Origin of the sequence: Corallococcus aberystwythensis (assembly GCF_003612165.1) — a bacterium.
GTDB lineage: Bacteria > Myxococcota > Myxococcia > Myxococcales > Myxococcaceae > Corallococcus > Corallococcus aberystwythensis.
In genome coordinates, this window is the sequence record NZ_RAWK01000135.1 from 1 (window position 1) to 21,158 (window position 21,158).

20 protein-coding genes are annotated in these 21,158 nt (G+C 71.7%); 14 read left to right on the forward strand and 6 right to left on the reverse strand.

The genetic code is table 11. The annotated features are described in order from the left end of the window. From D7W81_RS22330 to D7W81_RS22340, 3 genes are all read left to right on the forward strand, one after another. On the forward strand, window positions 1-613 hold a 613-nt coding region (locus D7W81_RS22330), incomplete at its 5' end, for a response regulator (RefSeq protein ID WP_147445583.1). Between the two features lie 452 nt (window positions 614-1,065). Beyond that, window positions 1,066-1,848, forward strand: coding sequence for a hypothetical protein (locus D7W81_RS22335; RefSeq protein WP_244227359.1), 783 nt, complete (start codon window positions 1,066-1,068; stop codon window positions 1,846-1,848). A gap of 118 nt (window positions 1,849-1,966) precedes the next feature. After that, complete coding sequence (locus D7W81_RS22340) at window positions 1,967-2,371, forward strand: DUF2203 domain-containing protein (protein ID WP_120557425.1); 405 nt, start codon at window positions 1,967-1,969, stop codon at window positions 2,369-2,371. Here D7W81_RS22340 and D7W81_RS22345 read toward each other — a convergent pair whose 3' ends face one another. Further along, window positions 2,372-2,983 carry a hypothetical protein gene (locus D7W81_RS22345; protein WP_120557426.1) on the reverse strand — a complete coding sequence of 204 codons (612 nt, stop codon included), beginning with the start codon at window positions 2,981-2,983 and terminating at the stop codon, window positions 2,372-2,374. 159 nt (window positions 2,984-3,142) lie between these two features. Here D7W81_RS22345 and D7W81_RS22350 point away from each other — a divergent pair, with 159 nt between their 5' ends. Both D7W81_RS22350 and D7W81_RS22355 read left to right on the forward strand, forming a co-directional pair. After that, window positions 3,143-4,069, forward strand: a complete 927-nt coding sequence (locus D7W81_RS22350; protein WP_208721410.1) for an NmrA/HSCARG family protein — start codon at window positions 3,143-3,145, stop codon at window positions 4,067-4,069. A 100-nt stretch (window positions 4,070-4,169) separates the two neighbouring features. Next, window positions 4,170-4,889 (forward strand): hypothetical protein, encoded by a 720-nt coding sequence (locus D7W81_RS22355; protein ID WP_244227360.1) that lies wholly within the window; start codon window positions 4,170-4,172, stop codon window positions 4,887-4,889. Here D7W81_RS22355 and D7W81_RS22360 read toward each other — a convergent pair whose 3' ends face one another. Continuing rightward, complete coding sequence (locus D7W81_RS22360) at window positions 4,890-5,189, reverse strand: hypothetical protein (protein WP_208721412.1); 300 nt, start codon at window positions 5,187-5,189, stop codon at window positions 4,890-4,892. A 149-nt stretch (window positions 5,190-5,338) separates the two neighbouring features. On the opposite strand from D7W81_RS22360, the gene D7W81_RS22365 reads away from it, so the two are divergent. The 3 genes from D7W81_RS22365 (at window position 5,339) to D7W81_RS22375 (ending at window position 9,216) form a co-directional block, all read left to right on the forward strand. Beyond that, window positions 5,339-6,880: an FAD-binding oxidoreductase gene (locus D7W81_RS22365; protein ID WP_158621653.1), complete on the forward strand. Its 1,542-nt coding sequence runs from the start codon at window positions 5,339-5,341 to the stop codon at window positions 6,878-6,880. Window positions 6,881-6,998: 118 nt separating this feature from the next. Then, window positions 6,999-7,916, forward strand: coding sequence for a hypothetical protein (locus tag D7W81_RS22370; protein WP_120557429.1), 918 nt, complete (start codon window positions 6,999-7,001; stop codon window positions 7,914-7,916). Window positions 7,917-8,028: 112 nt separating this feature from the next. Then, window positions 8,029-9,216, forward strand: coding sequence for a tetratricopeptide repeat protein (locus D7W81_RS22375; RefSeq protein WP_120557430.1), 1,188 nt, complete (start codon window positions 8,029-8,031; stop codon window positions 9,214-9,216). Window positions 9,217-9,245: 29 nt separating this feature from the next. On the opposite strand, the gene D7W81_RS22380 is transcribed toward D7W81_RS22375, so the two are convergent. Beyond that, the gene (locus D7W81_RS22380) at window positions 9,246-10,208 is read right to left on the reverse strand and encodes an ornithine cyclodeaminase family protein (RefSeq protein ID WP_120557431.1); all 963 of its coding nucleotides are present in this window, start codon (window positions 10,206-10,208) and stop codon (window positions 9,246-9,248) included. 270 nt (window positions 10,209-10,478) lie between these two features. Here D7W81_RS22380 and D7W81_RS22385 point away from each other — a divergent pair, with 270 nt between their 5' ends. Beyond that, window positions 10,479-12,515: a sensor histidine kinase gene (locus D7W81_RS22385; RefSeq protein WP_244227361.1), complete on the forward strand. Its 2,037-nt coding sequence runs from the start codon at window positions 10,479-10,481 to the stop codon at window positions 12,513-12,515. A 15-nt stretch (window positions 12,516-12,530) separates the two neighbouring features. On the opposite strand, the gene D7W81_RS22390 is transcribed toward D7W81_RS22385, so the two are convergent. Then, the gene (locus tag D7W81_RS22390; RefSeq protein WP_120557432.1) at window positions 12,531-14,159 is read right to left on the reverse strand and encodes a Sapep family Mn(2+)-dependent dipeptidase; all 1,629 of its coding nucleotides are present in this window, start codon (window positions 14,157-14,159) and stop codon (window positions 12,531-12,533) included. 112 nt (window positions 14,160-14,271) lie between these two features. Between D7W81_RS22390 and msrA the strand changes: the two genes are divergently transcribed. Then, complete coding sequence (msrA, locus tag D7W81_RS22395; protein WP_120557433.1) at window positions 14,272-14,928, forward strand: peptide-methionine (S)-S-oxide reductase MsrA; 657 nt, start codon at window positions 14,272-14,274, stop codon at window positions 14,926-14,928. Between the two features lie 184 nt (window positions 14,929-15,112). Then, window positions 15,113-16,375: a Gfo/Idh/MocA family protein gene (locus D7W81_RS22400; RefSeq protein ID WP_120557434.1), complete on the forward strand. Its 1,263-nt coding sequence runs from the start codon at window positions 15,113-15,115 to the stop codon at window positions 16,373-16,375. A 4-nt stretch (window positions 16,376-16,379) separates the two neighbouring features. On the opposite strand, the gene D7W81_RS22405 is transcribed toward D7W81_RS22400, so the two are convergent. Further along, window positions 16,380-17,345, reverse strand: coding sequence for an AraC family transcriptional regulator (locus D7W81_RS22405; protein WP_244227362.1), 966 nt, complete (start codon window positions 17,343-17,345; stop codon window positions 16,380-16,382). Window positions 17,346-17,400: 55 nt separating this feature from the next. Between D7W81_RS22405 and D7W81_RS22410 the strand changes: the two genes are divergently transcribed. Both D7W81_RS22410 and D7W81_RS22415 read left to right on the forward strand, forming a co-directional pair. After that, entirely contained in the window at window positions 17,401-18,489 is a 1,089-nt protein-coding gene (locus D7W81_RS22410; protein ID WP_120557436.1) for an alkene reductase, read from the forward strand. A gap of 18 nt (window positions 18,490-18,507) precedes the next feature. Next, window positions 18,508-19,371: a pirin family protein gene (locus D7W81_RS22415; RefSeq protein WP_120557437.1), complete on the forward strand. Its 864-nt coding sequence runs from the start codon at window positions 18,508-18,510 to the stop codon at window positions 19,369-19,371. A 15-nt stretch (window positions 19,372-19,386) separates the two neighbouring features. On the opposite strand, the gene D7W81_RS22420 is transcribed toward D7W81_RS22415, so the two are convergent. Then, window positions 19,387-19,761 carry an Mpo1-like protein gene (locus tag D7W81_RS22420; protein WP_120557438.1) on the reverse strand — a complete coding sequence of 125 codons (375 nt, stop codon included), beginning with the start codon at window positions 19,759-19,761 and terminating at the stop codon, window positions 19,387-19,389. Window positions 19,762-20,003: 242 nt separating this feature from the next. On the opposite strand from D7W81_RS22420, the gene D7W81_RS22425 reads away from it, so the two are divergent. Next, window positions 20,004-21,155 carry a hypothetical protein gene (locus D7W81_RS22425; protein WP_208721414.1) on the forward strand — a complete coding sequence of 384 codons (1,152 nt, stop codon included), beginning with the start codon at window positions 20,004-20,006 and terminating at the stop codon, window positions 21,153-21,155. Window positions 21,156-21,158 lie beyond the last annotated feature (3 nt).

A 21,158-nucleotide genomic window follows, 5' to 3' on the forward strand; every position in this document is an offset into this window, starting at 1 on the left:
GCAGCGTAAGTTGTGTATAAGAGACAGGTTGTCCATCGTGCGGCACATCGTGGAGATGCACGGCGGCACCGTCTCCGCCGCCAGCGACGGCGAGGGCCGGGGCGCGACCTTCACCGTGCGGCTGCCCCTGTCCGTCACGCAGCGGCGCGACCCCGCCATGCCGCCGTCGCCACGGCCTCCCGCTCCAGGCCCGGTGCCCACGCCCCCGCCGGAGCTGGGCGGCGTGCGGGTGCTCGTGGTGGATGACGAGGAGGATGCGAGGGAGTTGCTGCGCACGCTCCTGGAGGACAGCGGCGCCCAGGTGGTGACCGCGGGCTCCGCGATGGAGGGGCTCCAGGCCATCCAGGCGGATCATCCGGACGTGCTCGTCTCCGACATCGGCATGCCGGGCACGGACGGCTACGGCTTCATCGAGCGCGTGCGAGCCCTGCCGGATGACAAGGGAGGCCGCACCCCGGCGGTAGCCATCACCGCCTACGCCCGTTCCGAGGACCGCACCCGCGTGCTGCGGGCCGGCTTCCAGAGCCACGTACCCAAGCCCGTGGAGCCCGGGGAATTGCTGGCCGTGCTCGCATCGCTCGCGGGCCGGTACCAGACGCTCCCGCAGGCATGACAGCGGCTCAAGGCCCGCGCGAAACATCCGATGCCGGCGGACGCAGCCCAAGCCCCCGGACACCTCCTGCCCGCCATGGTTCCCCAACTGGTCCTACTGTCGGACCAGTTCATCCGGTCCGGTCCGCCAGGGGGGACCTCCCGCCACGGTTCCCCAACGGGTCCGACTGTCGGACCAGTTCATCCGGTCCGGTCAGCCCGGGGGGCCCCTCCCGCCGCGGTTCTCCAACTGGTCCGACTGTCGGACCAGTTCGCGCGGTGCGCCTCTGACAGGGAGCCCTCATGGGGTTCTCGCCTTCTCATCCATGAGGACAGACGTCGTGTCCGGAGGCCTTGCGGCCCCTGGCCGCGAACGAGGCTCGCGCCGATCAGCCGACGTCCTGCGTAGGACGCTGGACACGCCGGCCCGCATCCTCCTGGCCAGCGGGCGGGGGCAGGGCTTACCTTCCCCCCATGCGTCCGCCGCCCGGACAACTGGCGATGTTCGGCGCCCCGGCGCCCGGGCGTGACCCGGCACGCGCGCTGCCCTCCCGCGAGGACGCGCTGCCCCGGGCCGCGGACCTGGCCCGGCACATGTCCGCCCTCCTGGGCCTGCCCGTCCACCTGCGCCTCACCGACAACCGCGCCACCCTGGTCAGCTACCGCCGCCTCTCCGATGGCGTGCGCCTGCGCCTGCACCACCTCTTCCTGGACGCACCGGACTCCGTGGTGCGCGCCCTGGCCCTCTACGTGGCCGGCGACACCGCCGCCCGCGAGGTGCTGGAGTCCTTCAGCCACGCCCACCAGGGCCAGGTGCGCCGTGAACGCAGGCCCGGTGCGCCCCTGCGCACGCGCGGCCGCTGCTTCGACCTCAAGGCCGTCCACGCCCGGCTCGATGCGGCGTACTTCGACGGGCGCGTGCACGGCGTGGAGGTGGGCTGGGCCCGCCGCCCCGGCCGTCGCACCCGCCGCACCATCCACCTGGGCGGCTACGACGCGCGCCTGCGCGAGGTGCGCGTCCACCCCGCGCTGGACCGACCCACCGTCCCGGCCTTCGTCGTGGACTACCTCGTCTTCCACGCCCTGCTCCACGCGGACCTCGCCGCCACCGACGCCGGCCCCGACGCCCACGACGCCGCTGGCCGCTGCGCCGCGGAGCACCCCCCCGCCTTCCTCGCGCGCGAGGCCGCCTTCCCCCTGCGCGAGGCCGCCTGGCGCTGGCTCCTGGAAAACCTGTCATCCCTGCGACGTGGATGACCGCCCGTCCCGGCGGCTGACACGTTTCAGACATGTCGACAAGCCTGTGACACACCCTCCCCTCCCCACCGGGAAGGTGGTGGCCAGCGGGGGGCGCACACTGCATGCTGTCCCCTCGATGCGCTTTTTCAGCGTGGAAGAGGCCAGCCGGCTGGTGCCGTTGCTGACGAAGACCTTCGGGCGCGTGCGCCCCTGGGTGGAGCGCGTGCAGAAGCTGGCGGAGGTGCTGGACGCCCCGGAGGCCCCACCCGACACCCCCGAGGTGCGCACCTTCCGCGAGGAGCGCGAAGAACTGCTGGAGCGCATCCGCGGCGAGCTGGGCCCGCTCCAGGAGATGGGGCTGGAGATCAAGGGCGCGGACGGCCTGGTGGACTTCCACGCGCGGCGCGGCGAGGAGCCCGTCTACCTCTGCTGGCGCTACGGCGAGGACGCCGTGGCGCACTGGCATGACCTGAAGGCCGGCTTCTCCGGACGCCGCCCCATCGACAGCCCGGACGACTTCGAGCCCACCTACCTCAGCTGATCATCCCTGCTTGCCCAGGCTCTGGTGCAGCAGCCCCAGCTTGTTGCGCGCGGAGAGCAGTTGCTGGCGCAGCGACTCCGCCTGCCGGCCGATGTCGGAGAACTTCGCCTCCTCCGCCGCGCCGGACAGCGTGGCCGCCTCGTCCGCCACCTCCGCCATGCGCGCCTGGAGCGACGTGAAGACCTCCGTGAGCCGCGCGTCCTCCTCCTCCGTGCGCGTGGCCTGCTGGCGCAGCGCCGCGAACTCCTGCATGCGGCCGTTGAGGTCCGCCGCGCTCTGCCCCAGCGCGCCGTAGCGCGTGAGCAGGTCCTTGAACACCTCCGTGCGCTGCTGCAGCTCCTGCGCGCGCACGTTGACCGCGTCCGCCTGCGCCTGCTGCCGGTTGCGCACCCCGGTGATGGCCTGCACCAGCGCGCCCACGCGCAGGCGCAAGGCGTCATCCAGGTCCGCCAGGTCCTTGAGCGTCTTCGACGCGCGCTCCAGGTGCTTCTCCGACGTCAGGGGGGCTTCCTTCAGCTGCTCCGACAGCGCCTCGAAGCGCAGCAATTCGGAGTCGAGCGCCTGGGCGGCGGAGACCAGCTCGGAGGGCGGGGATGTGTCACGCTTGCTCATGGGGCCGGGAGGATGCCACGCGGCCCGCCCCTCCCTGACGGTCGCCTGCCTGCCTCGGGAGCCTGTGCTCGGGGGAGGACAGTGCGGCTTCCAGGCCTCGCCAACCGAAAGGGGCGTCGCCAGTTTTCCGTGACACGTCGCGTCCGGAGGTCTGAACCCATGCCCGTGGATTTCTCCATCACCGTGCTCGTCACTGGCGCCACCGGCCAGCAGGGCGGTGCCGTCCTGCGCAAGCTCGCCGACCGGGGCCACCACGTGGTCGCGCTGGTGCGGGACGCGGACGCTCCCGCGGCCCGCGCCCTGCGCCGGCCTGGCGTCACCCTGGCCCAGGGCGACTTCGACGACCCCGTCTCCCTGGAGAGCGCCATGCGCGGCGTGGACGCCGTCTACGCCATGGCCACGCCCTTTGGCGGCGGCGGCGTGGACGCGGAGGTCCAGCACGGCAAGAACCTGGCGGACGCGGCGAAGCGCGCCAACGTGCGGCACTTCGTCTACTCGTCCGTGGCGGGCGCGTCCGAGCTCACCGGCATCCCCCACTTCGACAGCAAGCACGCCGTGGAATTGTACCTGCGGCGGCGGGACATGCCCTTCACCATCCTGGCCCCCACCTTCTTCATGGAGAACCTCCTGCACCCGCCCACGCGCGACCTGCTGGCCGCGGGCAAGCTGTCGCTGGGGCTGCCCGCCACGCGCGGGCTCCAGATGGTGGCGGTGGAGGACCTGGCCGGCTTCGCGATGCACGTGCTGGGGGACCCGGAGCGGTTCATCGGTGAGCGCATCGAGGTGGCCTCCGACGAGGTGACGGGCCAGCAGGCCGCCGCGCTGCTCTCCATGGTGGGCGGGCACCGCATCAACTACGAACAGATTCCCCTGGATCAGCTCCAGCAGCAGAGCGAGGACCTGGCGGCCATGTTCGAGTGGCTCGACCGGGTGGGCTACCACGCGGACATCCTCACGCTGCGCAACAACTACCTGCGCGTGGGCTGGCAGACCTTCGAAACCTGGGCGCGCCACCAGGACTGGGACTTCGTCAAGGCGCCCTCCTGGCCCGCCACCGCCGCCGAACCGGTGACACCCCAGCCTTGAGCGCGTCCCCCGTCCGCCCGCCCACTCCCCGGGTGGGAGCACGGGGCATGTCCTCTCCTCAACGCCACGGGCGTTACGTTGAAGCGTGAGGAGGCATGCGATGCGTGGAGCACTGGGGCTGGGAGCCATGGGGTTGCTGCTGCTGGGGGGCTGCGCGGCGGAGACGAAGCTGCGGCCCACGCCGGAGGCGGGAATCCTCCAGGACGGCAAGAGCAGCGCCATCACGGAAAAGGAGGGCGTGCGGCTCACGGCGGACGGCTCAGCGTGGCGGGGCTCGCCGTCCAACCTGGAGAACCGCATCACGCCCGTCTACATCCGGCTGGAGAACCAGGGCTCGCGCCCGCTTCGGATCCGCTACCCGGACTTCGCGCTGGTGGGGCAGGAGTCTCGCTTCCGCTACAGCGCCCTGCCCCCGCTGTCGCTCCGGGGGACCGTGTCCTCCCGCGACCAGGAGGCGCCCGCGCGCTACAGCCCGGCGATGTCGTCCCGGGGCCGGTTGTGGGTGGGCGGAGGCTACGGCTACAGGCCGTGGGGCGGCTGGGGACCGGGGTGGTACGGCGGCCCCTGGGGCAGTCCCTTCTACTCCCCCTACTACTACTCCCCGCCGTACTACGAGCCGCAGCTGCCCACCGAGGACATGCTCAACAACGCGCTGCCGGAGGGCACGCTGGAGCCCGGCGGCACGCAGGAGGGCTTCCTCTACTTCCAGGGCGTGGCCCGCCGCGAGGACGCGGTGACGCTCCAGGTGAAGCTGGTGGATGCCCAGACGGGAGAGCCGTTCGGTGCGCTCGGCATCCCCTTCCAGGTGAGCACGAACTAGCTAGTGCAGCAGCGTGCTGGGCGGCGCGTAGGGGGAACGCCCGCCGTCGTGCGCCAGGTCGAGCAGCCGCGCGTCCTCCGGCTCGCCCAGCGCGCGCCGCAGGTCCGAGCCCCGCATGGGCAGGCCGAACAGCGGCCCCAGCAGGAACAGGTCCAACGCGCCGGACAACAGCGGCACCAGGCCCGTCAGCGCCACCATTGCGCCCCGGGGCGTGCCCGCGCCCAGTCCACCCAGGACCATGCCCGTGCCCGCCAGAATCCGAATCCACCGTCCGTTGCGCGACGCGATGAAGCCGACCATGAACACCTCCCCACGCCGAAGATGAACACGCGGCAGGGGGCGACCACGGCCGGTGTCCACCCGGCGACCTTCGCCGCCCGGGGCCCGTCCGCCCGCTCGCCACACGGGTGGCCAGCGGGGGGACGCCCGCGCGGGCATACTGCGGCGCCGTGAGCGAGACCGGAGTGAAGGCCCCAGCGGATTCCGACGGCCTGCCAGCGGCCCTGGCAGCATGGCGCGAGGCCTTGGGCGAGGCGTACGTCGTCGTGGACCCCGAAGCGCTGGAGGCCGCCGAGACGGCCACCTTCGCCACCACCCAGCGCATCCCCGCCATCGTGCGGCCCGCGGACACCGCGCAGGTGCAGACGTGCTTGCGCATCGCGAGCGCGCACCGCGTGCCGGTGTACCCGGTGAGCGCCGGCCGCAACTGGGGCTATGGCTCGCGCGTGCCCGCCGGTGACGGCAGCGTGCTGCTGGACCTGGGGCGCATGAACCGCATCCTCGCGCACGACGAACAGCTGGGGTACCTCACCGTGGAGCCCGGCGTGACGTTCCGCCAGGCCGCCGCGTACCTGCGCGAGCGGAAGTCCTCCACGTTCATCACCACCATCGGCGGCTCCCCGGACGCGAGCATGGTGGGCAACGCGCTGGAGCGCGGCGACGGGCGCGGCCCGCACGCGGACATCTTCCAGCACGTGTGCGCGCTGGAGGCCGTGCTGCCCACGGGCGAGCGCATCGAGACGGGCCATGCGAGATTCCCCGGCTCGCGCGCCGCCCCCGTCTTCCGCTGGGGCCTGGGCCCGGTGCTGGACGGCCTGTTCAGCCAGTCCTCGCTGGGCGTGGTGACGCGGATGACGTTCTGGCTGGCGCGCAGGCAGCCCTGGCTGCGCGAGTTCGTCTGCGCCGTGAACGACGACGCGCAGCTCTGGGACAAGGTGGACCGGCTCCAGGCGCTGGCCATGGACGGCACGCTCAAGGGCAGCTTCTTCTTCTGGAACGACATCAAGGCGTACAGCGTCACCCAGCAGTACCCCTACGCCGCCGTGGGCCGCACGCCCCTGCCGGACTGGGCCCGCGAGAAGTTCCGCGAGGGCTTTGGCCGCTGGGCCATCAGCGGCACCCTCACCGCGCCGGACGCGGAGATGGGCGCCCTCCTGGAGAAGCGGCTCGCGCGCGCCCTGGAGGGCACCTTCCGCCCGCTGTCCTTCGGTCCGGAGGTGCTGGACGGCGACGGCGGCTTCCAGGGCGTGCCGTCCGAAGCCAACCTGGCCATGACCTACTGGCGCAAGCGCACGCCCCAGCCGGAGGACCCGAACCCGGACCGCGACCGCTGCGGCTTCATCTGGTGCTGCGTCGCCGTCCCCTTCACCGGACCGGAGGCGAAGCGCGCCTCGGAAATCGCCGACCGCGTCCCCCGCCTCTTCGGCTTCGAGCCCAACCTGGCCCTCCTCGCGTTCTCCCCGCGCTGCCTCTACCTCATCACCGCGCTCGCCTATGACCGCGACGCGAAGGGCGAGGACGCCCGCGCCCAGGCCTGCTACCGCGCCCTCACCCGCGAGCTGGCGGACGCCGGGTACCACCTGACCCGAGCCGGACTCCAGGCACGGGAGGCCATACCGCCCGTGCGTGATGATTCAGCGGAGGTGCGCCGGCGGCTGAAGGCGGCGTTCGATCCCGAGGGAATCCTGGCTCCCGGGAGATCCGAGCCCTGAGGGCGCGGGTGGATCAGAAAAGAAAAAGAGGAGCGGAAACTTTCTCAGGGGCTGCGCCGATAAGTTCGCAAGTCACACGCTTCCCCACCGCGCCTCGCGCCCGCCGGAGCCCCCTTCCATGACCCTCGAGACCAACCGCTACCGCCCCGTGTTCCGGAACACCACGACGACGCCTCCGGCGAACGGGACGCAGGTGCGCCGCGAGGTCCAGGCCCACACGGAGAACCGGGCCCAGGGTGAGGCGACCATCAACCTGAACCGTGGCGCGCAGGGCAACCGCGTCACCACCAGCAACCAGGTCAACCCCAACACCACCACGGACATCCAGAAGCAGCTGGAGACCAGCCGCTTCGACCAGACGGTGGCCCAGGGCGAGTGGAACAAGAGCTGGACCGCGGCCTCCGGCTCGCACACCTCCGGTGACGTGAACGGCAGCTTCCACAACACGGTGGAAGGCCAGGCGCTGACGGCGGACGTGTCCGCGCAGGGCAACGTCTCCATCGACCCGCTGCACGGCAAGATTGGCGCGGAGGGCTCCGTGGACGTGCGCGCCGACCTGGTGCGCGGCTCCGTGGAAGGCCACGCGGACACGGCCCTGGGCCGCTCCGAGTGGGGCGCGGAGGGCAACGTGGGCGCCGAGGCGACCGCCACGGGCCAGGTGGTGCTGGATCCCCTGCACGGCCAGGCCGCGGCCTCCGTGCACGGTGAGGCCTTCGCCGGCGCCCGCGCCAGCGCGGAAGTCACCCAGGAGATCGGGCCCGCCACGGTCACGGCCGGCGCGGAGGCCTTCGCCGGCATCGGCGTGGAGTTCGAGGCCAACGTCGGCCTGAAGGACGGCAAGCTGTCCGCCAACTTCGACGTGGGCGCGGCGCTGGGCATCGGCGCCAGCCTCGAGTTCGGCTTCTCCGTGGACGTGGGCAAGGTCGGCGACGCCGCCAAGGCCGTCGTGGAGAACGTGGGCGAGGGCATCAAGAACGTCGGCGAGGGCATCAAGAACGTCGGCGAGGGCATCAAGAACGTGCTGAGCCACTGGTAGTCGGCTCCCTCTCGCACCCGACGCTCTTCCCAGGGCCTCGTCCATCCGGGCGAGGCCCTTCCTTTTTCCCCGTTGCTCGACAGCCCCCGCCCCCTGGGGGACACTTTCCCGCATGAACTCTCTGGAAACCCTTCTCGCGCAGGGCCAGGTGGCCCAGGCCAAAGCCGAGGCCGAGAAGCTCCTCGCGAAGAATCCCAACCACCGCGACGCGCTGGTGGTGATGGCCAAGCTGGCGCTGGTGGAGAACAAGCTGCCCCAGGCCGAAGGCCTGCTCGCCAAGGCGGAGGCCCAGGGCGCCACGGCGGAGACCGGCCTCGTCCGCGCCAACATCGCCGCCCAGAAGGGCCAGCTGGACGCCGCCCTCAAGGCCTACCAGGGCGTGCTCGCCGTGGAGCCGAACCGCGCGGAGGCGCACTTCGGCAAGGGCATGATGCTGATCAAACAGGACAAGGCGCCCCAGGCGCTGGAGGCCCTGTCCCAGGCCGCGAAGCTCGCGCCCCAGAACCCGGTGTTCCGCTACCGGCTGGGCCAGGTGCAGCTGGAGGCGGGCAAGACGGACGCCGGCCTCGCCACCCTGCGCGAGGTCCTCACGCTGGCGCCGCGCTTCGTGCCCGCGTACCTCAGCCTGTCGCACGCGCTGTCCTCCCAGGAGAAGCTGGTGGACGCGCGCCGCGTGCTGGAGCAGGGCCTCAAGGCGGTGCCCAACCAGCCGCGCCTGCTCGCGTCCGTGACGGTGCTGTCCATGGCGCTGCGCGACTTGCGCACGTCCTACCAGGCGGCCTCCGCGCTCGCGGCCCAGCGCCCCAAGGACGCGGACGCCCAGGCGAACCTCGCGCAGCTGATGCTGGCGCGCGGCCAGATTGAGCAGGCCCGCCACCTCTGCCAGACCATGGCGTCGCTGGGCGTCGCCAGCGAGTCCCTGAAGATGGCGGAGGCCACCTGCTTCGAGGCGCAGGAGCCGCCCGCGTACGACAAGGCCATCACCGCGTACGAGCAGGGCATGGGCCTGGCGCCGGACGGCTGGCGCGCGGCGAACAACCTGGGCCAGCTGCTCTTGCGCATCCCCGCGGAGCCGGCGAACGCGAACCTGCCGCGCGCGGTGACGGTGCTGGAGGAGGCCGTGCGCCGCGCCCCGGACCGGCCGGAGCCGCTGCTCAACCTGGCGCTCGCGCAGGCGCGCGTGGGCCAGGAGGCGAAGGCGAAGGAGCTGGTGCAGAAGGTGCTCGCCATGCCGCTGGCGGAGGACACCGACCTGCACGAGGAGGCCGTGCGCCTCTCGAAGTCCCTCACCAAGGCCTGACGTCCCCCCCGAAGACGGGACGGCCCGCGCTACTCGTTGAAGTCGAGCGTGGGCACGTCCTCGTCGCCGGACGCCGCCTGGTACACGTGCCAGGCGGTGGCCAGGTCCTGGAAGGGCAGCCCCACCCCGGCGAACACCGTCACCTGTTCCTGGGACGTGCGCCCGGGCTTGAGGCCCGCGAGGACCTCGCCCAGCTCCGCGTGGATGGCGCCTTCGGTGAGCCCCACCGCGCCCGCCGCGCCGGTGGAGACGCTCAAGCCGCGGTGGTCGCAGATGAACAGCGACTGTTCCAGCAGGTCCTGGGACAGCTCCGCCTTGCCCGGCTCGTCCGCGCCCAGCGCGGTGATGTGCGTGCCCGGCTTCACCATGCCCGCGTGCAGGAAGGGCTGGTGGCTCCACGTCGCCGTCACCACGATGTCCGCGTCCGCCACCGCGTCCGCCACGGACGTCTCCACGTGCACCGGCAGGCTGAGCTCCTGGTACATGCGCGTGGCGTACGCGTTCGCGTGCGCGATGTTCGTGTCGTAGACGCGCACCTGGCTGATGGTGCGCACCAGCCGCAGCTGCTTGAGCTGGAGCACGCCCTGACGGCCCGCACCAATCACCGCCACGCGCGTCGCGTCCGGCCGGGCCAGCACGTCCGCGGCCAGCGCGCCCACCACGCCGGTGCGCACGGCGGTGAGGTGGCCGGAGTCCATCACCGCGAGCAGCCCTCCCGTCACGAGGTCGTGCAGGTGCACCACGCCCTGGATGGCGGGCTTCTGCCCGGGGAACTTCGCGTGCACCTTCACCGTGTACGCGGGGATGCCGGGCACGCAGCCGGGGAAGAGCACCAGCGCGGTGCCCTCCGAGTGCAGCGGCGCGCGCACGCGCTGCGGGGCCACCGTGCGGGCCAGGACGTCGGTGCGGAAGGCCTCGCGCAGGTCGTCCAGCAAGAGGAGCGCCTGGATGTTGCGGGCCACGGCGGAGCGGTTGAGCAGGAGGGTGCGCATGCTTTGCCGGCCACCCTACCCCAAGCGCCCGCATGCCCAGGGGCGCGAATGTCCCTTCGGGCAGGCCGAGCGCACGAAGGTGAACGGCGCACCGGGCGGTGCGTCCAGGGCCTGTCCTGGCAGTGGCAGCCGAGGGCTCGTGGCGGCGGCTTTCACCGGACGGAGAGGTGAAGCGCGGCGCGACCACCGTGCGCAGACTTCGCGCGAGGGGCGGCGCGGCCGGGCGATGGCCTGGGGAGACTGGCGATGCAGGAGCCGGATTCACACTCCGTGGATGAGCATGCGCGCGGCGGGCCCCGCCCTTCCGCGGCGGAGTTCCTGCGCGCGAACAACGACGCCTTGCTGGAGGACTGGCAGCAGGCGGTGCTGGAGCACCTGGGCGACAAGGTGCCCGCACGCCAGCCCTGGCTCATCGACCACCTGCCGGAGCTGCTCTCCACGCTGGCGGGCGCGATGGAGCACGGGCCGGAGGCGCTGGATGAACGCCTGGAGTTGATGCACACCGCGGCCCGGCTGGATGAAGGCTTCAACCTGGGCGAGGTGGCGAAGGAGTACGCGCTGTTGCGCCGCTGCATCCTCCGCCGCCTGGAGGCGCAGGGGCAGTGGCTGCGGCCCGGCGACCTCACGCGGCTGGAGGAGATGCTCGACCGGGTGGTCACCCGGACGATGACGTTCTTCTGGGACATGAAGCAGCGCATCCTCCAGACGCTGGACCGCCTGTCCGAGGCGACGCTGGACGCCCCGGACATGGAGACGCTGCTGGAGCGCCTGCTCACCCGGTTGATGGAGTCCGCGCTCACCGTGGACACGGCGGCGGTGATGATGCTGGAGGGCGACGCGCTGGTGGTGCGCGCCGCGGTGGGCCTGGGCACCCACGAGGTGAAGGGGCTGCGCGTGCCGTTGGGGCAAGGCGTCAGCGGGCAGGCGGCGCTGGAGCGGCGGCCCTTCTTCGTCCGCTCGGCCGCCACCGACCCGCGCGTCCTCTTCGGACCGCTGCGCAGCGCGGGGCTGCGCGCGCTGTACGGCCTGCCGCTCATGGACGGCGAGCGGCTCCTGGGCATGGCGTACATGGGCTCGCGCACGGCCTTCGCCTTCTCCGACGCGGACATGCTGCTCTTCCACGCCGTCGCGGAGCGGACGTCCGGGCACATTGCCCAGACGGAGCTGCACGCGCGGGAGCACGAGGCCCGCCAGGAGGCAGAGCGGTCGCTGGCGCTCCTGGACTCGCTGCTGGACGCGGCGCCCGTGGGCATCTCGTTCGTGGATGCGGACCTGCGCTACCTGCGCATCAACGGCACGCTCGCGCGCATCAACGGCCACCCCGTGGAGGCGCACCAGGGCCGCACGCTGCGCGAGATGGTCCGCGGCGACGTCGTGGAGTCCATCGAGCAGTCCCTGCGGCAGGTGCTGGAGACGGGACAGCCCGTGCAGGACTCGCTCGTCGAAGGGCCGGATCCCGCGCATGGCCGCGCGGGCGCGTGGCGCGCGGACTACTTCCCGGTGCGCACCCCGGACGGGGCGCTGCTGGGGGTGGGCAACACGGTGGTGGACATCACCGAACACAAGCGCGCGGAGGCCGCGCTCCAGCAGGCCATCGACTTCCGCGAGGAGCTCATCGCCGTGCTGGGCCACGACCTGCGCAACCCGCTGCACGCGGTGAACGCGTCGGCCTTCATGCTGGGCAAGAGCCCGGACCTGGACACCGGCGCGCGCCGCTCCGTGGACCGCATCCGCAAGGCCACGGCGCGGATGACGCGGATGATCAACGACATCCTCGACTTCGCGCGCAGCCGCCTGGGCGGGGGCATCCCGGTGACGCGCCAGCACGTGAACATGGTGGAGCTGTGCCAGGGCGTGCTGGACGAATTGCAGGTGGTGTACCCGGAGCGGCCCCTCACGTTGGAGGTGCACGGGGACGACCTGTGGGGGGAGTGGGACCCGGACCGGGTGACGCAGGTGCTGGGCAACCTGGTGGTGAACGCGCTGCAACACGCGAAGAACGACACGCCCGTCATCACCACGCTCACCAGCGAGCCCGTGGACGTGGTGATGCGCGTGTGCAACGAGGGCGACCCCATTCCCACGGAGCTGCTGCCGCGCCTGTTCGACCCGTTCAAGTCGGGGCAAGGGCAGCTGCCGGAGCCGGGCACGAAGCAGCGCAGCCTGGGGCTGGGGCTCTACATCGTCAGTGAGATCGTCCAGGTGCACCAGGGCAGCGTCCGCGTGGAGACCGGCCCCACGCAGGGCACGACCTTCACCGTGCGCTGGCCCCGCGTCCCACCGCCGGAGGGCGACCTGCCGCCATGATCCGGCGCCCCGGCGTCACGGCGTGGCCTTCACCTCGGAGGCGGGCGCGATGGCGAGCGTGTGCACGGCCTCCGCGAGCATCCGCGTGCTCAGGTCCAACGTCTCCAGCGCGATGGACTCATCCGGCGCGTGGCCGGTGTAGGGCTCGTTGGGGAAGGCGGGCCCGAAGTCCACGGCGCGAGGGAACAGCCGCGCGTAGGTGCCGCCGCGGATGGAGCCGGGCACCGCGTCCGGCGCCTTGCGCTGCCGCTGGTAGATGTCCATCAGCGTCTTCACCAGCGGGCCGGACGTGTCCGCCACGTGCGGGTCGCCCAGGTAGCGGCCGGAGCCCTCCTTCACCTGGCCACCGGAGTCCTCGCCCACGCGCTTCGCGGCGGCGTCCAGCGACGCGTTGAAGGCCGCCGCGTCCTTCCCCTGCGGCCTGCGCATGTTGACGCCCAGGGACACGCTGCCGTCCTTCACGCGCAGCACGGTGGGCGCCACGAGCAGCGGCCCCATGAGGGTGTCCTCGTACTTCAGGCCCAGCTTGTCGCCGTGATGGTCGCCGTCGAAGCGCTTCGCCACCACGCGCAGCAGCGCCGCGATGCCGTTGTCCTCCAATGACAGACGCGCGGCCACGGCGGACAGGTCCCAGAGCGCGTTGTGGCCTTCATCCGCGGTGGACGAGTGCACCGCCACGCCGTGGGCGGTGAGCACCACGGTGGAGCCCTCGCGCTTCGCCTCCGCCTTGAGGTCCTTGCGCGCAGGGGACTCCTGGGCGATGGCGGCCTTCACTGCGGCGAGCACGGCCTCCGGCGTCTGGCCCTTCACGGGCGCGAGCTTCAGCGTGGCGGTGCCGGGCACCTGGGTGAGGAACTCGCCCGCGCTCACGTCCACGGCGCGCGCGACGGTGCCTTCCTTCGGCGTGGCGAGGGCCGTCCCCACGGGCGCCTCCAGCGTCCACGCGACGAAGCCGGACTGCGCCGCCATCACCGGGTAGCCGGAGTCCACGGAGATGACGTGCGTGGGCTTGGGCTGCGTGTCCGCGTACTTCTGCATGCCGGACCAGTCGCTCTCCTCACCGTTGCCGATGATGATCAGCACCTTGCCCTGGGGCTTGAGCCCCAGGTCCTTCGCCATGGCCAGCGCGACGAGCCCGGAGGCGATGGGGCCCTTGTCGTCCTCCACGCCCCGGCCGTACAGGCGGCCCTTCTCCACCACCGGCTTGAAGGGCGCGCGCTTCCATTCATGCGCGGGCGCGGGCACGACGTCGCCGTGGAACACCAGGCCCAGCAGCGGCTCGCCTTCGCCCCAGGACAATTCGAAGACGTCGTTGTCGCCCACGGTGCGGAAGCCGAAGCCGTGCCCCTTCGCCCAGGCCTCCAGGGCGCGGCCCATGGCGGCCACCTCCGGGTTCTTCGCGGCGGGGGACTCGCTGCTCACCGTCTTGAAGCGGACCAGCGTCTTCGTGAGGGCCACCACGTCGTCCAGCGCACAGGCCTGGACGTAGGCGGCGTAACGCTCCGCGGCGGAGGCGCCCTTCAGGGCGGTGTCGGAGAAGCGGGCGGCGCGGGCGGCGGGCTTGCCGGCGCAGCGAGGGTCCTTGGCGGCGAGGGCGGCGGTGGGCGCCAGGAGACAGAGGGCGGCGAGGAGGCGGGTGCGCATGGGAGACCTGGGGAACCGCCGGGCGGACGGTGCATTCCTGGTGGGACGGTGGGCAGGTGTGCGGCCGTGCGGCGGGCGTGAAAATCGGGGGGCTCGGGGCTAAAGCTAGAGCATGTTCTTCACGTCCCCGAAGAAGTTGAGGCTCCCCACTCCGCAGGAGGCGCTGCCGGGCCGTCCGCAGGAGATGCCAGTTCCGCAGAAGCACACCGTGCTGGGCACCCCGCTGAAGGGGCCGGTGCCGGAGGGCTTCGAGACGGCCATCTTCGGCATGGGCTGCTTCTGGGGGGTCGAGCGCAAGTTCTGGCAGGTGCCAGGCGTGTACTCCACCTCGGTGGGCTACGCGGGCGGGCTGACGCCGAACCCCACGTACGAAGAGGTCTGCTCCGGCCTCACCGGCCACAACGAAGTGGTGCGCGTGGTGTACGACCCGAAGAAGGTCACGTACGCGCAGCTGCTGAAGGTCTTCTGGGAGAACCACGACCCGACGCAGGGCATGCGCCAGGGCAACGACGCGGGCACCCAGTACCGCTCCGGCATCTACTACGCGAACGACGCGCAAAAGCGCGACGCGGAAGAGACACGCCAGGGCTTCCAGGGCGCGCTCAACGCGAAGGGCCTGGGTGACATCACCACGGAGATCCTCCCGGCGCCGGCCTATTACTACGCCGAGGACTACCACCAGCAGTACCTGCAGAAGAACCCGGGCGGCTACTGCGGCGTCGGCGGCACCGGCGTGAGCTGCCCCATTGGCGTGGGCGTCAGCGCCTGAGGCGAGTGAGCACGGGGCCCGCTGTCTTCCGGACACGGGCCCCGCCTGCTTCTCAACGCTCGTCCCCTCCTCCCTGTCCGGCAGCGCACTAGGGCCATGCTTGCCCTGCCCCGGAGTGCCACCGCGTGCGATGGCGTCCCTTCACCCCTCGCGGCGTGACGCGAGGCACGGAGGAGGCCCGCACATGATGGACGACGCACCCCGGCTGTGGACCCGCAGGCGCATGCTGGGGGCCACGGGGGGACTTCTCACCGCGAGCGCGTGGATGCCGCCGGTGCTCGCCGCCGCGCCGCAGGTGAAGCTGCCGGACACCTACGCCAAGACGGAGCGCGAGCGCCCCGGCCCTCCCAACCCGCAGCCGGAAGCCGAGCGCGTGGGCTGGGCCGTCGTCGGCCTGGGCCACCTGTCGCTGGATGAGCTCCTCCCTGCCTTCGGACAGATGAAGCGCGGCAAGCTGGTGGCGCTGGTGAGCGGGGACCGCGCCAAGGCCCAGGCCGTCGCGAAGCAGTACGGCGTCCCGGACAAGGCCCTCTACGACTACAAGTCGTTTGATCAAATCAAAGACAATCCAGAGGTGCAGGTCGTCTACATCGTCCTGCCCAACAGCATGCACGCGGAGTTCACCGTGCGCGCGGCACAGGCCGGCAAGCACGTCTTCTGCGAGAAGCCCATGGCCAACACGTCGGCCGAGTGCCAGCAGATGATCGACGCGTGCAAGAAGGCGGACCGCAAGCTGGGCATCGCGTACCGGCTCCAGTACGAGCCGCACCACCGCGCGGTCATCCAGATGGCGCGCAACAAGGAACTGGGCACGCTCAAGCTCTTCACCGCGAACAACGGCCAGAACCAGGGCGAGCCCAACCAGTGGCGCCACAAGAAGTCACTCGCGGGCGGCGGCGCGCTTCCGGACGTGGGCATCTACTGCCTCTCCGCCGCGCGCTACTTCAGCGGCGAGGAGCCCGTGGAGGTCCAGGGCTTCAGCCACAGCACGCCCGGCGACCCACGCTTCAAGGAGGTGGAGGAGTCCTTCGCCTTCCACCTGCGCTTCCCCTCCGGCTTTCAGGCGCACTGCACCAGCCACTACAGCACGCACGAGACGAAGGACCTGCGGCTGATGGGCACGGACGGCTGGGCGTCCATGGACCCCGGCTTCTCCTACAGCGGGCTGCGCCTGCGCGTGGGCATGAAGTCCAAGTCCTTCCCCAAGGCGGACGACACGGTGGAGCGCAGCTTCAGCCAGCCCAGCCAGTTCGCCCGGGAGATGGACCACTTCTCGCGCTGCGTGCAGGAGAACGTCGTCCCGCACACGCCGGGCGAGGAGGGGCTCGCGGACGTGCGCATCATCGAAGCGCTCTACCGCTCCGCGCAGGAGGGCAAGGCCGTGAAGCTGGAGGCCGCGAAGAAGCTGGATGCTTTCCGCGGCCCGCCTCCGAAGGAAGAGGGCTGACGCCTCACGCCCGGCGGTGACTGCGCCGGTACGCGCCGGGAGCGGTCCCGTCCCAGCGCTTGAAGGCCCGATTGAAGGACGCCTCGCTCTGGTAGCCGATGGCCGGAGCGACCTCGCTCAGGGGCAGCTCGCTTTCGCGCAGCAGCTGGGCGGCCTTGATCATCCGCCATCCCGCCAGGTACTCCAGCGGCGGCTCTCCCACGAGCTCGCTGAAGCGCGCCGCGAAGCCGGACCGCGACAGGGCCACGGCGGACGCCAGGCTCTCCACCGTCCAGGGTTCCTCGGGGCGCGCGTGGATGAGCGCGAGCGCCTTGCCAATCGGCGGATCCGCCAGCGCCCGCATGCCGGCCTCCCGGCATGACCCCTCCGACTTCATGATGTGCGCCCGCAGGGCCTGCACCAGCAGGATGTCCGCGAGCCGGCTCATGATGACGGTGGCGCCCGGGTGCGACGACGCGCTCTCCGTCAGCAGCAGCTGCACCGTGGACGCCAGGGACGGCGCCGTCGCCGCGTCATCCGCGGCCAGGTGGAGGACGCGGGGCAGCTCCTTGAAGAGGAGCGTGCGCGGCGCGACGCCCAGCTGGAACGACGCCGCCACCAGCGTCGTCCGCTCGCCGTCGCCGCCCAGCCGGATGGCCCCCTTTCCACGGGCGCTCGCGCAGGCCCCGTGCTCCAGCACATGAACGGGGCTGTCCTCCGCGTCGCGCAGCGTGTGGCCCCCGCCATGCGGCAGCACCGCCAGGTCCCCCGCGCACAGCTCCAGGGCGCCCGGAACGCCCTCCACCTCCAGCCGGGCCCCACCGCGGGCGACGAGGATGATGTGCGCGCCCGGCGACGTCCCGAACTGGAGCCCCCAGGGGGCGAACAGCTCGAAGCGGCCGTGCATCCGGGTGGACAGGCGCAGGGTGTCCAGCACCTCCGCCAGGACGTCCGCCCCCTGTTCCTCCAGAGTGCTTGGACGATCGGTCAATTTATTTGGACTGGATGCCATGGCACGTCCATAGCGCCTGGAGCATTCAACGGCCATGGCAAATACCCTCCAGCTCCTCTCCCCCTTCCGTCTGGGCCGGCTCGAACTGAAGAACCGGCTGGTGATGGCCCCCATGACCCGCAGCCGCGCGCTGGCGGACGGCAACGTCTCCCACCCCCTGGCGGTGGAGTACTACCGGCAGCGGGCCTCCGCGGGCCTCCTCATCACGGAGGGCACCCAGGTCAGTCCCCAGGGCGTCGGGTACATCCGCACGCCGGGCATCCACTCGCCGGAGCAGGTGGCGGGCTGGAAGAAGGTGACGGACGCCGTGCACGCGGCGGGCGGCGTCATCTTCGCGCAGCTGTGGCACGTGGGACGCGTGTCGCACCCGGACTTCCACGGCGGCGCGCTGCCGGTGGCACCCTCCGCCATCGCGGTGGACCAGGAGGTCTTCACGTTCGAGGGGAAGAAGCGCGCGGTGACGCCGCGGGCCCTGGAGACGGATGAGCTTCCCGGCGTCGTCGAGCAGTTCCGCCAGGCCGCTCGCAACGCGAAGGAGGCGGGCTTCGACGGCGCGGAGCTGCACGGCAGCAACGGCTACCTGTTGGACCAGTTCCTGCGGGACGGCTCCAACCAGCGCACGGACGCGTACGGCGGCAGCATCGAGAACCGGGCGCGCTTCCCGCTGGAGGCCGCGCGCGCGGTGGCGGAGGTGCTGGGCGCGGAGAACGTGGGCTACCGGCTCTTCCCCCAGAACTTCCCCTACACGGGCATGCATGACTCCACGCCCGCCGAGACCTTCACGTACATCGCGAGGGAGCTGGGCCGGCTGGGCCTGGGCTACCTGCACGTGACCGAGCTCGTCTCGGGCCCCGCCACCGTGAGCGCCGGGCAGCGCATGACCCCGTTGATCCGCAAGGCCTTCCCGGGCGCCATCATCGCCAACGGCGGCTACGACGCGCAGTCCGGTGAGGCGGTGCTCGAGCGCGGCGAGGCGGACCTCGTGGCCTACGGCGTGCCGTTCCTCGCGAACCCGGACCTGCCGGAGCGCTTCCGGAAGACCGCGCCGCTCAATACCCCGGACCCCACCACCTTCTTCACCGGCGAGGAGAAGGGCTACACGAGCTACCCGTCGCTGGCCTGAGCGCGGAAGGGAACCGTCATGAGCACGCAACGAGTGGAAGCCCTGGAGCGCAGGCTGGAGCGGATCATCGACCTGCCGGAGCCCGCGCAGGGACAGTTCGGGCCGGCGCACACGGTGGTGCCGGTCATCTCGCCGGAGGACTACGCGCGGTCGGATCCGTTCATCCTGTTGATGGATGACCGCATCGACGGACAGCCCATCGGCGGGCCGCATCCGCACGCGGGCTTCGAGACGGTGACGCTCGTGGTGAAGGGCGGGATGACCCACGACAACGGCAGGCTGGGCGAAGGCGACGTGCAGTGGATGACGGCCGGCAGTGGCGTCATCCACGGCGAGGGGCTGGAGGGCGGCATGAGTGAGGCGCGCATCCTCCAGCTCTGGCTCACGTTGCCGAAGGCGCAGCGCTGGGTGCCCGCGGGCTACCAGGACCTCGCGTACGCGGAGCTGCCGGTGCGGCGCGAGCCGGGCGTGGAGGTGCGGCTGTACAGCGGCACGTCCGGGACGGTGCGCTCGAAGACGAAGAACTACGTGCCCGTCACGCTGGCGGAGTTCGTGTTGGAGCCGGGCGCGTCCATCGCGCAGGACCTGCCCGCGTCCTACAACGGCTTCTTCCTCGTGCTGGAGGGAGAGGTCGCGGTGGGGCTGGACCGCCGGTCGCTCAAGCCCGGGCAGGTGGGCTGGCTGGACCGGCCGGTGACGGGTGGCGACAGCACGGTCCGCGTCACGGGGACGACGCGGGCGCGGGTGCTCCTGTACGCGGGCCAGCCGCAGCGGGACCCGCTGGTGAGCCACGGGCCGTTCATCGGGGACACCCGGGCGGACATCCAGCGGGCCTTCGAGGGATACCGCGAGGGCCGCTTCGGTCCGCCACCGCCGAGGTAGCGCGACCCGGGAGTATCAGCGGCTTTCGACGGGGGCCGGCGCCAGGGTGGCGGCGGCCGGAGCGCCGGAGTTGGCGCGCTCCAGGTGAGGGCCCAGCTGTCCGGTCAGCATCAGCGCGGCCATGCGGAAGTCGGAGATGAACGACCAGAGCGGGTACTTGAAGGTCGCGGGGCGGTTGTGCTCGATCTTGAAGTGGCTGGCCCACGCGAAGCCGTAGGCGGCCACCAGCGCGGCGGGAATCAGCATGCCGCGTCCGGTGACGGCGGCGGTGACACCCAGGCCCACGCCCAGGCTGGTGCCGGCGAGGTGCAGCCAGCGTGTCGACGCATGCGCGTGCTCACGCAGGTAGAACGGCCAGAACTCGCCATAGGTCTGGATGCGGTCGGACATGAAGTGAAGTTGTGTCCAGCTGGCCACCTCCCGTCAACCCATGCGGGGCTCCTTCGTGCCAGCAGTGACACCGGTCGGCCCTGGAGGCCCGGCAACCTGGACGGGGCCCGTGGGCAGGAGGGCAGCCAGGCGGCCCTCGACGCGGTCCGCCGTTTTCGGACGGGTGGGAACAATCCGGTGCGGACGGCCCGGACGTTGGAGAAGCGCGAACCGCGCGTGTCGTGAAAGACTCGGGGGCGCGCATGAGTGACTGGACGCCCAAGCTGAACCCGGCGGTGGACCTGCGGCGGCTTCCGCTGAACGCGGAGGAGGGCTTCGTGCTGTCGCGGCTGGACGGGCACACCCGAGAGAAGGACCTGCCCGCGCTGACGGGGTTCCCGCCGGACAAGCTGCGGAGCATCCTCGAACGGCTGGTGTCACAGGGAGCGCTGCTGCCGGGCACGGAGGCCGCGAGTCCCGCGAACACCGTGCGGCAGGCCGGTGTGGTCGCGAGCACGGCATCCGCGAACGCAGCGCACGCGCAGCCAACTGCATCGGCGAACGCGGAGCCTGGCTCCCACGTGGGCGTTGGCAGCCACGCAGGTGATCATCCCACGCCGTCGCACGACGCGAGCGACACGGAACCCCTGCCGGAAGCGGAAGCATCGGACGATTCCGACGACGACGCCGGATCCACGGACGACGTGCCCGAAGCCGTGCTGGGCGACTACCGCAAGCTCTTCGAGACGCGGCTGCACGCGCTGCCGGAGGACCAGCGGGTGGCGCTCGCGCACGGGGCGGAGGATCCGGAGCTGTCCGCGCTGTGCTTCGACCCGGTGCCCGCTGTCATCAAGGGCGTGCTGGAGAACTCGCGCGTGGGTCTCGCGCACGCACGGCTCATCGCGCGGCACCACCGCAACCCCGTGGGCCTGGAGGCGCTGGTGGCTCGCGCGGCCTTCGCGGCGGACACGGGCGTGCGCCGCTTCCTCGTGCGCAACCCGCAGCTGCCGGCGGCCCTCTTCCGCCGCCTGTGGGCGATGCGCCGCCTGATGGAGCACCACAAGCTCACGGTGGACCGCGACGTGCCGGAGCAGACCCGCCGCACCGCGCGCGAACTCTTGCGCCAGCGCTTCTCCACCGGCCCTTCCGAGGAAAAGGTAGAGCTCATCCTCAACACGGAAGGCCGGGCCCTGGGCGCGCTCGTGGGCATGCCGGTGGACGGCAAGACGACATCGCTCTTGTGCGGCCGCACGTACCGCTCCCCCATGCTGGTGCAGAACATCGCGCGCTGGAGCGCCGCGCCGCCCGCGCTCATCGCGCACCTGCTCAAGCAGGAGCTGGTCCGCCGTCAGCCCCAGCTGCGCATGATGCTCGCGCGCCACCCCAACGCGCCCGCGGACGCGAAGCGCGCCTGAGCC